Source organism: Laspinema palackyanum D2c (assembly GCF_025370875.1).
GTDB classification, from domain to species: domain Bacteria; phylum Cyanobacteriota; class Cyanobacteriia; order Cyanobacteriales; family Laspinemataceae; genus Laspinema; species Laspinema palackyanum.
Genome location: NZ_JAMXFD010000004.1, coordinates 184,447 through 196,676, shown reverse-complemented (window position 1 = coordinate 196,676; position 12,230 = coordinate 184,447). Strand labels below are relative to the sequence as shown.

The 12,230-nt window shown below is 50.0% G+C and carries 7 protein-coding genes; 4 read left to right on the top strand and 3 right to left on the bottom strand.

From position 1 onward, the window contains the following. Positions 1–201: 201 nt before the first annotated feature. The 3 genes from NG795_RS07535 to NG795_RS07525 form a co-directional block, all read right to left on the bottom strand. The gene (locus NG795_RS07535) at positions 202–405 is read right to left on the bottom strand and encodes a hypothetical protein (RefSeq protein ID WP_367288039.1); all 204 of its coding nucleotides are present in this window, start codon (positions 403–405) and stop codon (positions 202–204) included. Positions 406–705: 300 nt separating this feature from the next. Continuing rightward, positions 706–1,665, bottom strand: a complete 960-nt coding sequence (locus NG795_RS07530) for a DUF1338 domain-containing protein (protein ID WP_367288038.1) — start codon at positions 1,663–1,665, stop codon at positions 706–708. Between the two features lie 258 nt (positions 1,666–1,923). Further along, a complete protein-coding gene (locus NG795_RS07525; RefSeq protein WP_367288037.1) occupies positions 1,924–3,240 on the bottom strand; it encodes an acetyl ornithine aminotransferase family protein in 1,317 nt (438 codons plus the stop codon). Between the two features lie 459 nt (positions 3,241–3,699). On the opposite strand from NG795_RS07525, the gene NG795_RS07520 reads away from it, so the two are divergent. From NG795_RS07520 to NG795_RS07505, 4 genes are all read left to right on the top strand, one after another. Then, positions 3,700–7,722 carry a hybrid sensor histidine kinase/response regulator gene (locus NG795_RS07520; RefSeq protein WP_367288036.1) on the top strand — a complete coding sequence of 1,341 codons (4,023 nt, stop codon included), beginning with the start codon at positions 3,700–3,702 and terminating at the stop codon, positions 7,720–7,722. A gap of 240 nt (positions 7,723–7,962) precedes the next feature. Next, a complete protein-coding gene (locus NG795_RS07515; RefSeq protein WP_367288035.1) occupies positions 7,963–11,037 on the top strand; it encodes an ATP-binding protein in 3,075 nt (1,024 codons plus the stop codon). Positions 11,038–11,164: 127 nt separating this feature from the next. Continuing rightward, entirely contained in the window at positions 11,165–11,575 is a 411-nt protein-coding gene (locus NG795_RS07510; RefSeq protein WP_367288034.1) for a response regulator, read from the top strand. Further along, a complete protein-coding gene (locus NG795_RS07505; protein ID WP_367288033.1) occupies positions 11,572–12,216 on the top strand; it encodes a chemotaxis protein CheC in 645 nt (214 codons plus the stop codon). The genes NG795_RS07510 and NG795_RS07505 overlap by 4 nt, the downstream gene beginning before the upstream one ends. The last annotated feature ends 14 nt before the right edge of the window (positions 12,217–12,230 follow it).

The following is a 12,230-nucleotide window of genomic DNA, read 5'->3' as shown; positions in this document are numbered from 1 at the left end:
TTTATTCAGTGGTGTTTTTAGTCGGTTTTAACCGACTTTAGCTATTAGCTGGGGGTTTTAACCCCCAGCGGGCTGTGGAAATTTTATTCAGTGGTGTTTTTAGTCGGTTTTAACCGACTTTAGCTATTAGCTGGGGGTTTTAACCCCCAGCGGGCTGTGAAAATCTTATTCAGTGGTGTTTTTAGTCGGTTTTAACCGACTTTAGCTATTAGCTGGGGGTTTTAACCCCCAGCGGTTGTTGGCTACGAACAATCCGATTTGTGGAAGATAACGACTGAAGTCGGGACGTTGAACGGGGGAAAGAGAACGACTGAAGTCGGGACGTTGAACTAAGATAACATAACGACTGAAGTCGGGACGTTGAACGAGGAGAATAGATAAACAAATAGCCCGAAAGATAGTCACAGATTTCCTGCTATTATCTTTCGGGCTTTTATCCCGCCGTGTAACCAACAACTGTTTCTAAAATCTGAACGTAAACTTTAGAAACAGAACCACTCCGAGGTTGACTCAATTCTTTTGAATCCAGGTTTAAATTCGTCAATTCAAATCAGAATTCTATTAAGGATTAAGTTCTCTGCTTTACCGTTAGCAACAGTTTTTAGTTCTGCAATGCTTTCTATTTAATAATTTGTAGCAAAAGCCAGAGGGCAAAACTGTATTGAAAGTTACCGTTAACTGAATTTATGGAAAAATTTTACAAAATCACCCCGGATGGATGCTTCCCTGGGAACGGGTCATTTCAAAGAGTTGGGCGGCGTTGGGGCCTAGGAACCCTTGAAAGAGTTGAGGATGTCCCGGGGTGGGTTCGATCGCAAATCGTTGAGCGATTTCATAATAAGCGTAAGTCCAAGGAATTTGCAGAAAAGGACCCTCGGGCCGACTGCGGACGGTGACGGATTCCTGTACTGCCCGGGTTGCAGTTTGACGTAATCCGACTTCGGCAGTCCCTTCAATTTCCGCCTTCATGGGAACGCCCCGACTGCGGAGTGCTTGGGCCGTGGTTTCGATATCCGGGTAAGCGGGGGTATTTTGGCGGTTCACATAGCCGGTAAAATGGTTGACGGTATAGCCATGCAGCAACACCCAAGCCCCATACTGACTCACGGCATTGACTGTTTCCAGGTGCGATCGCAAAGGAGGCATCCAGGGACGAACAAACAGAGATTTGAGTCGCTGGACCAGAATGTGAGGGTCCGTGGGATGAGTATCCATCGCCCGTAAGTCTTGAATAGCAGACTGGCACCCTAATAACCCTTCGATATCTAAACCCGACTGCACCGTTGTTTCCAGAGGCGATCGCACCTCGGGCGGCAACTGATCCACGATTAACTCGCTGATAAACAATTTCGGCAAATCAAACTCGTCCTGTTGGGGATGGCGATAGTGACGCGCATAGAGGTGTTGGGAGGGGAAAGATAACTCTCCCATTTGCACATAACCCAACCCATCCAGAACCTGTTCCAGGTGAGGGATACCTAAATTCACGGTTCCCATCGCCGTTTCAATAGAGAGGGCCAGGGACCGAAAGGCAATATGATCATTGGCAACGGTTCCCCCCGCTTCAGAAATTGCCGTCTCGTAAATTCGGGCGTAGGGAACCCGGTGACTGTAATCTAGCCAAAGTTGATGCCATAGTTCTTGGGCGATTAATGCGGGTTTCATGGGAATGCCTCCAAAAATTGTGAGAGATAAACACCGGCGGGGGATCAATCCCCCGCCTAACAGCTAAAGTCGGTTAAAACCGACTAAAAGTCTTATGGGATGGTGTTTTTAGTCGGATTTATCCGACTTTAGCTATGAGGCGGGGGATTGATCCCCCGCCGGTTGTTGCAACGGGTCCAAGATCTCAGTAATCACCAACATTTTGGTTAAGAAACCCGGTTTCCTGTCTCTGTTACCCCATGCCACAACCCCAAGGCGTTATCGTGTTGTCAACAGTTTGGAGAAACAGGAGTCGAGAATCTCTAACGCCACCTGAATTTGTTCAGCATCAACCACCAACGGGGGACAAAAGCGGATGGCGGATTTGCCACAGCCGATCAGTAACAGTCCGTGATAGAATGCCTCATCGATCGCGCGATCGCGTAAGGACGGGTCGAAAGCACCAGATTCATCGAGTAAATCCACCGCCACCATTAACCCTTTCCCTCGCGGTTGTGAGAGTTGGGGATAGAGTATGGCTAATTTCCTGAGACCTTCCTGTAATAACTCACCCATCTCGGTGGCATTAGCAATCACCCCTTGGGTAAGGAGGATTTGTAACGTCGCATTCGCTGCGGCACAAGCAACCGGATTCCCGCCAAAGGTAGTGGCGTGAGAACCCGGGGGCCATGTCATCAACTCTGGACGAGCGAGAATTGCCCCGAGGGGTAATCCACTGGCAATCCCTTTGGCCAGAGTAATGATATCGGGCATGACATTCCAATGTTCCACGGCGAACAACTTGCCCGTGCGACCCATGCCCGATTGTACTTCATCCACCACCATCAAACAGTGATGGCGGCTGCAAATTTCCCGAATTCGGGCCAGGAATCCCTCTTCTGGAACCAGATATCCCCCTTCCCCTTGAATCGGTTCGACAACGATCGCCGCCAATTCCTCCGGGGGTAACACCGTCTTAAACAGTTGAAACTCCAGATAATCTAAACTGGCATGAGTGCCGTAGGGAATATGGGTGATTCCCGGTAATAACGGCCCAAATCCTTGACGCTGCACGGCTTTTGAACCCGTGAGGGACATGGCCCCAAAAGTGCGCCCGTGGAAAGCCCCCAGAAAGGCGACAATCTGAGACCTTCTTGTAGCATAGCGGGCTAATTTGAGCGCCCCTTCGTTGGATTCCGCCCCGGAATTGCTGAAAAAGACCTTGGCACCTGCGGGAAATGGGGCAAGTTTTGCCAACTGTTCCGCCAGTTCCACCATCGGTTCATAGTAAAAATCGGTTCCCGACATATGTAGCAACTGGGCTGCCTGAGCTTGAATCGCTTGCACCACCTGGGGATGAGCGTGTCCGGTGGCGGTGACGGCGATGCCTGCGGTAAAGTCAAGGAAGACATTGCCATCCACATCCTGGATAGAGCAGCCCTCTCCTCGGGCTACAACTAAGGGGTATCCCCGGGTATAGGAGGGAGAGGTCACGGCGCGATCGCGCTGGACCAGTTCTTGGGCGCGAGGTCCCGGTAAGGGGGTGACCAGATGGGGCCTGCGAGGTAAGGATTGGTCCGTTACAATTTTATCCATAGCCATTCCACTCGAATGATTTATTAATGCCTACTCGACGCGATTCTGCGATTCTAATGTAATTAAACTTACCCCGGGAGCAAGTGGAGTTGACTTCAGAACAATTTGAGGAGAAAATAGAATGAGTCAAGCTAAGTATATTTACTTGGGGAATTCGGGTTGACGGGGTTTTATCTGTTGGTTTCCCCAGAAATTAAGTCAAAATTCTAAAATGGTAGGCATAGAACAAAAAAGAGGCTGAGGTTAAATCGGAACCTGGGGTTAGCACAAAACAAGGAAAAAAGCACCTCTCTCTATGATGAAGCAGTTTCTTAACGTTCTCCTGCTCGCGCATTGAAAGTGCCATCCCCAAGATCGAGACTCCTCTAAATCCCAATGAAAATAAGTCCATCTGTCCTCCTGCGTCTATTTAGCAAACTGCCTCAGCTTTGCTACCCCAGAAACCAGTATTCAACACCATTGCTACAATTCCTGCACCCAGTGGGCATTGCCCTCGTCAGTGTCACCCTCGCCACGGCGATTAAAAGCGCCATAGCACCCTTAATCTTACGGGAAAGCCCATTTTTGGTGTATTTTGCGGCGATTATGGTCAGTGCGTGGTTTGGGGGCAAGAAAGCGGGACTGATAGCCACCCTTGGGGCCGGATTAGTCAGCAGTTACTTATTTTTATCTCCCCTTTATCCCCAGATAGAAAGTAGTCCGGGCCAAACATTCCGGTTAATTTTATTTCTAATGGAAGGATCGGCAATCGCGATCGCCATCGGTTCATTGCAACAAAAGAAACAACAGTGTTCCCAAAGTGCCAGAACTGCTCAAAGACATCTCGAATCTTTTCGGCGCAGCGAACAGCAGTTTCAGTTGTTGGTAGAGGGCATCGAAGATTATGGACTTTATATGCTCGCCCCCGATGGACGAGTAAATAGCTGGAATCCGGGAGCAGAACGCCTCAAAGGGTATGCACCCCAGGAGATTATTGGCCAACATTTTTCCTGCTTTTATCCCCCAGAAGCGGTGGCCCAAGGTCAACCGGAACGAGACTTGAAACAGGCGGTAGAACAGGGACGGTGGGAACAAGAAGGAGAACGACTGCGAAAGGACGGAACCCGCTTTTGGGTCCATGAAGTGATTACACCTTTATATGATAATCAGGGGAATCTTTACGGGTTTTCTAAAATTAGCCGAGATATCACCCAAAGCAAGCAGGCTTCGGCGGCACTCAGAGCGAGTGAACAACGGTTTAAAACCCTCGCTGAATCGACAGTGGAAGGGATTTTATTTTATCAGGGCGATCGCATAATGGCCGTAAATCCCTCCTTGGAAAAGATATTTGGATATGACCCGGACGAACTAAACGGACGGCCTTTAGCCTATATTTTTACAGAGGAAACGGTAGCGTTAATGTTAAAGGAGGGCCAATGGACACAGGAGGGAGCATCGGAAGCGGTCGGGATCAAAAAAGATGGGACAACGGTGATCCTAGAAGCAGTTATGCAACCGACCCTCTATTTGGGTCACTCCGTGTGGATGGCATCGGTGCGGGACATTAGCGATCGCAAACGGGCAGAAGCGGAACTCCAACAAACCTTGAAAGAATTATCCGATTTCCAATTTGCTTTAGATAAATCAGCAATTGTGGTGACGACGGATGCTAAAGGAACGATTCAATATGCTAACGATAAATTTAGTGAAATTTCTAAATATTCCCAAAGTGAATTGATTGGACAAAACCATCGGTTGGTCAATTCCGGCTATCATTCTAAAGAATTTTTTCTCAATCTCTGGGCAACCATTGCTCGCGGGGAAGTGTGGCGAGGAGAAATTAAAAATCGGGCCAAAGATGGGACTTATTATTGGGTGGATACGGCGATCGTCCCGTTTTTAGATAGTCATGGAAAACCCTTCCAATATTTAGCCATCCGCTATGATATTACCCAACGGAAACAGGCCGAAGAAGCCCTGCGCGACAGTGAAAAACGCTTCCGGGATATGGCAGATACGGCCCCGGTGCTGCTGTGGGTAGCGGATTGCCAGGGGCGGTGGACCTTTTTAAATAAATGGGGCTTAAACTTCATTGGCGCGCGACTGGAAGCGGACCCGGACCTCAACCATTGGGGTCGGATCCATCCCGAGGACCAGGGCCCGTGCCTCTTGAGTTACCAACAAGCGGTGAAAGCCAGCCAATCCTTTACCCAAGAATACCGCTTGCAACGAGCGGATGGAGCCTATCGCTGGGTGCTAGAAACCGGGGTTCCCCGGTTGAGTCCCGAAGGCAATTTACTGGGGTTCATTGGGTCGGTGATCGATATTACCCCCCTCAAAGAGGCGGAAGCGGAACGGATTAAACTCTTGCAACTGGAACAAGCCGCCCGAACTCAAGCCGAAGCCAGTGAGCAGTATTATCGATTCCTCAGCGAAGCGATTCCGCAAATGGTTTGGACTGCCCTACCGGATGGGACCCTAGATTACCTGAGTCACCGCTGGAGTGAGTACACCGGCTTTAGCGAGACGGAACTTTTAGGCTGGGGATGGGAGCCGATCGTGCATCCGGACGACTTGGCGGAATGTCTCGAAAAGTGGACCGTTTGCCTGGAAAACGGACAACCTTATGAAATTGAAGCGCGGATGCGTCGGGGTGGCGATGGCGCTTACCGCTGGCATCTGGGATTAGCAGTGCCCATGCGTGATCATCAGGGGGAGATTGTCAAGTGGTTTGGGACGAATACGGATATTCACGAACGCAAGCAGGCACAGCAAGAGCGGATGGAGTTGTTGGAACGGGAGAAAGCGGCCCGAATTTTGTCCGAACGGGCGACGACAATGGTGCATCGATTACAAGCGATTGTGGATGTGGCGATCGCCCCTTTGTCTCTCCATGATCTACTCCAAGAGTTGCTCGATCGCCTCACGGTGGTATTAGAAGTAGATGCTGCCGTTATTTTATTGACCAATGAGGACCAAACGGCCTTAATAGTGACCGCCACCAAAGGCTTAGATTTAGAGCAACCCCTCTCTCCTAGTATCCCCGTCCCGATCGGGCTAGGGTTTGCGGGCAAAATTGCCCAGACTCGGCAACCGATGCTGATTGAGCGCAATGCTCATGCTCAAGTTATTAGTCCACTGTTCCGACATAAAAAAATCGAGTCGATTATGGGTGCACCGATGCTGTTACAAGACCGGGTGCTTGGGGTACTCCATGTCAGTACCGAGTCGCCGCGAGAATTCATGGCAGAAGATGTCTATTTGCTGCAACTGGTGGCCGATCGCGTCGCACTTGCCATTGACCGGGCCAACCTCTATGAGGCCCAGCAGCAAGCCCGCGATCGCGCCGAAAAAGCCAACCGACTCAAGGATGAATTTTTGGCGATCGTCTCTCATGAATTGCGGACTCCCCTCAACTCCATTCTCGGCTGGGCGCAATTACTCCGTGCGCGCAGCCTGAAAGAAGAGACGCGAAATAAAGCCCTGGAAACCATCGAACGCAATGCCAAGCATCAGGTGACTTTGATTGACGATATCTTGGATGTCTCGCGGATTGTTCGCGGAAAAATTCGCCTGAACCGAGTTCCCTTGTATCTGGAAACTCTGGTGGAACAGGCGATCGCCACCCTGACTCCGGCAGCCGAAGCAAAATCGATTGAAATCCATACCCAGTTCAACTCCTACGGACAGCCGATTTTAGGGGATAGTAGCCGTCTGCATCAAATTGTCTGGAATCTGCTCTCTAATGCCGTAAAATTCACCCCCAATGATGGACGGGTGACGGTGGCGATCGATCGGGTGGGGAATTACCTAGAATTTCAGGTTCAGGATACCGGGATTGGAATTAGTCCGGACTTCCTACCTCACGTCTTTGAGGGCTTCCGCCAAGCCAACAGTTCCTCCACCCGCACCCACGGGGGTCTCGGTCTAGGCTTAACTATTGTGCGCTACCTCGTCGAACTGCATGGGGGGACCATCTCTGCCTTCAGCCTGGGAGAAGGGACTGGCTCAACCTTTACCGTAGCACTCCCCATCGGAGTCTCCCAGAACTCTCACCCCGCTCCCGATTCCCTGACTGGGGACGAGAAAGCAATGGCGAACCATTCGTTGAACCTCGCCGGTTTACAGGTGCTGGTGGTGGATGACGATCGCGATACGGGAGAGTTGATTGCTCAAGTCCTAGCGGAATATGGAGTCCAGACGACGGTAGTTTTATCGGCTGCCGAAGCCTTAGCCGCTACGGAGCGATCGCGTCATGATATCTTAATTTCCGATATCGGAATGCCCGATGAAGACGGCTATGTTTTGATCCGCAAAATTCGCCAGCGTGAGGCGGGATACTCTAAGCCGATTCCGGCGATCGCCTTGACCGCTTTCGCTCGGGAAGAGGATCGTCAACAGGCCCTTTTAGCCGGATTTCATCTTCATGTTGCTAAACCTGTGGAACCCTTGAAATTAGCAACTGCCCTCGCGGAAATTGCCCAACAAACAGGCTTAATCTAATCCCAGAATTTCAGATTCCCTCTTGATACGCAGAAGTTCTGACGGTTTAAACGCTAGAATTAAACTTAGGGAAGCACCCGTTCGTCGTCAGGCGATTTTCTCCAAATTAAAACCTATCCCTGCCCTTTGGGTCTGGAAGACTCTTTAGGTTGTAACCAACTTCATGAATTTAACCTTTTTCAACCTCAAAAACGATGGTGGAAAAACTCATGACTTTAATGATTAATGCTTGAAAATCTTATGAAAAAAATTAATCTTAATCTTGCCACTCTTAGTCCAGAAACTGAGGAAACAGCATTAAAAAATCCCCCCCCAACCAACAGTAGCCAGCCCCAAAAAATTCTATTAGGTAGTAGTATAGTGGGGTTCCTAGCCCTCTTAACTCTCCTGCTCTGGCCCGACCTGCTGGCGAATCTCTTCGCAAAGGATGGGTTTATTCCCCACGGCCATTGTTATCTCTGGAAGCCCTCGTTAGTGTGGCTTCATGTGACATCAGATACCCTGATTGCCGTCGCCTATGTCGCCATTTCGACTAGCCTTGCTTATTTTGTTTATAAGGCGCGGCCAAATATCCCCTTCCATTGGATGTTTTTGGCCTTTGGGGCTTTTATTATCGCTTGTAGCATGACCCATTTTCTCGCAGTCTGGACCTTATGGAATCCCACCTACTGGTTATCGGGAAATGTGAAATTACTCACCGCCCTGGCCTCAGTGACGACGGCAATTTCTTTACCCCCGTTAATTCCCCGAGCCTTAAAATTATTGGACTCGGCTCAGATTTCAGAAGAACGCCGCTTGAATCTGGAACGCGCCAATCAAGAACTACAAGCCCTTTATCGTCAGCTCAAGCAACTCGACGAACTCAAAAGCCAATTTTTTGCCAATGTCAGTCACGAATTGCGAACCCCCCTGGCCTTAATTTTAGGCCCGACTCAGAAGTTGCTCGCCGATCGCCAACTCTTGGAGGAACAACGCCGGGACCTGCTGGTAATCGAACGCAATGCCCGAATGCTGCTCAAACAGGTTAATGATCTCCTGGATATCTCTAAGCTAGAAGCAGGCAAGATGGAACTGGCAGCGGTTCCCCTGGACTTGGCGAGTCTGATCCGCCAAGTGGCAGCGAACTTTGACGCTTTAGCCCTCGAACGGGAAATTACCCTCAATATCAAAACTCCCGAGTCCTTGGGGACCCAATTGGACCGCCAAAAAATCGAACGGGTGGTTTTAAACTTACTCTCCAATGCGTTTAAGTTCACCCCCCCGGGAGGCCAAATTGACTGTTCCCTGTCTCTGGAAGGGGGGGAGGGAACTCACAATCCGGTGACGATCGCCATCCAAGATAGTGGTCCAGGGGTTCCCTCGCAACTGCGCGAAACCATCTTTGAGCGGTTTAGCCAAATTGAAGGGGGGAGTACCCGTCGCTTTGGCGGGACAGGGTTGGGATTGGCGATTGTCAAGGAATTTGTCGAACTTCATCAGGGGACGATTACCGTCTCGGATGCACCCCTAGGTGGGGCGATGTTTACGGTCCAGCTTCCCCTAGAGGTTTTCCCAGATCTCCATAAAACGGCTTCCGAATCTTCCCTCTGGGAGGAGTTGGCTGAATCTGCGATCGCGGAACTGAAGCTCGAAGTCGAGACCACTCCCTCGATTCTCCTTGCCAATGACCCTCGCCCCCTGGTTTTAATTGTGGAAGACAACCGGGAAATGAATCGCTTTGTCTGCGATATCCTGGGACGGGACTATCAAATTGCTACGGCGTTTAACGGGCAGGAAGGGTGGGAACAGGCACTCACTCTGCATCCGGATTTAATCCTGAGTGATGTGATGATGCCCGAAATTGGCGGCGATCGCCTGGTGTCTTTATTACGCAGTAATCCAGATTTCGCCAATGTTTCCATTATCATGTTGACGGCGAAAGATGATGATGATTTGCGGGTGCAGTTATTGCGTGAAGGGGTCCAAGATTATCTGATGAAACCCTTTTCTGTGGAAGAATTGCGGGCGCGGGTGGGCAATGCGATCGCCATTAAACGAGTGCGGGATTTGTTACAGCAGGAGTTGACCTCTCAAAACTCCGATGTAGAAGTCCTCGCCTCGGAACTGGCTTTCCATAAGCGAGAACTGGAAGCCGCCTTGATTCTCCAACAGCAACAGTCGGAAGAATTAGTTAAGGCCAATCAAATTAAGGATGAGTTTTTATCCATTGTTTCCCATGAACTTCGCACCCCCCTCAATTCGATTCTGGGCTGGACTCAGTTGCTGCGGACTCGCAATCTGAATGAAACCATGCAGAAGAAAGCCTTGGAAACTATCGAGCGCAATGCTAAACAACAGGTTGGTTTGATTGATGATATCCTGGATGTTTCTCGGATTATTCGCGGCAAAATTCGCTTACAACTGCGTCCGTTAAATTTAATTCCGATTGTTGAAGCGGCCCTGGATACGATGATTCCGACTGCTGAATCTAAGGGAATTGAGATTGATTTCAACGTTGACCCAGCGATCGCCTTGATTTCAGGAGATAGCGATCGCTTGCAGCAAGTGGCTTGGAATTTGTTGTCTAATGCGATCAAGTTTACCCCGTCAGGGGGGCAAATTGCCGTGGCGATCGCCCAGACGGATTCCTATATTACCCTCCAGGTTCAGGATACGGGAATTGGCATCCATCCAGACTTTCTGCCCCATATTTTTGATGGATTCCGTCAAGCCGATAGTTCTACGACTCGCGCTTATGGGGGATTAGGGTTAGGATTGACCATCGTCCGTCACTTAGTGGAACTCCACGGGGGCCAGGTCCAAGCGCTGAGTGAGGGTGAAGGCCAAGGGGCCACGTTGATTGTCCAGTTACCGATTCTGCCCAAACCGCCACAACAGCAAGCTCTCCAGACTTCTTCCTCTAAAGAAGAGGGATTGTCGAGTCAACTCTGGGCCCTGGATGGGTTGCAGGTGTTAGTGGTGGATGACGACCCGGATACCGGGGATTTAATGGAGGCAATGCTGACGGATTACGGGGTGCGGGTTCAGGTGGTGACTTCGGTTTCTGAGGCGATCGCCGTGATGGACCAATTCAAATTTGATGTTTTAGTCAGCGATATTGGAATGCCTGGAGAAGACGGATATCACTTAATTCACCAAATCCGCCAGTATGAAGCGGACCGCAACCGTCATATTCCGGCGATCGCCTTGACGGCATTTGCCTCGGAGGAGGACCGGGCCCAATCCCTCCTAGCAGGCTTTCAAAAACACCTCCCTAAACCTGTAGAAGCCGCCCAATTAGCGAAAGTCCTCGCTCAGTTAGCCTCGACTTTGTGAAAGAGGAGTTGGAAGATCCGGCTATCCACCATTCCCCTTCAGAGTTAAGATAAGGGCATGAACAAATTCGGGGCGAAATGAAGCGGACCCGCGATAAAGCTGGCTCCCTCAATCTCAGGGTTAGAGCTTGACTGCCAATCCGATAGAAGGACGCAAGGCAATGGCAAAAATTTTGATTGTGGATGACTCTACCCTTTCTCGGGGAATACTGCGTCGCATCCTCCAGAGCGAAGGCTACTCGATTATTGAGGCCAAAAATGGATTGATGGGCATTGAGAGTTACTATATAGAGAAACCCGATCTCGTCTTACTGGATATCGCGATGCCAGATATGCAGGGAACCGAAGTGCTGGAAAAATTACTCGCCTTCGACGATCGCGCCCGGATCGTGATGGCAACTGCTGACCTGCAAGAACTGACCCGCGCTTCCGTGATGGCAGCCGGAGCATTGGGATATCTGACTAAACCCTATAATCCCGATGCGGTTCTGGAGATGGTCAATCAGGTCCTCCAAGGGATCCCGGGAGGGGTAGGATGAAACTGACAGAAACCCAACAGGATGCCTTAAGCGAACTGCTGAATATGGGTTTTGCTCGCACCGCCTCGGCCCTTTCGGAACTTACGGGTCATCGGGTGTTATTAGAGGTTCCCCAGGTTTCCATTCACCCGATTGAAGAACTCAGTGCCAAACTCGGGACCTTTGTCAAGGGTGAAATTGCCACAGTCCAGCAAATTTTTACCGGACGGGTTTCAGGCAATGCCCTGTTATTGTTGAACTATGATGGGGCGGTGCAACTGACCGAGTTGGTGACTCCAGAACAAGATATCCATCGCGATCGCCTCGATGCCTCGGCGGCCGAAGTGCTCACGGAAATTGGCAATATTTTACTCAACGCCTGCCTGAGTGTCTTTGGAAATTTGTTACAAATGCAAATCTCCTTTTCCGTTCCTCGTTTACATTTAGAAGCCTTGGATGGGTTACTCCATTCTCTGAGCATTGGTAAGGCGGAAATGCGGTATGCAATGGTGGTTTATACCGGATTTCGGATGAAGGAAAATTCCATTCACGGGTATTTAGTCATGGTCTTGAGTGTGGTCTCTTTAGAGAAATTACTCGAAGAGATTGATAAGTGGGCCAGTGAGGAGATAGCGCCCCCTAACCTTTCCATTTCTTCATAATTGAATAATCATAT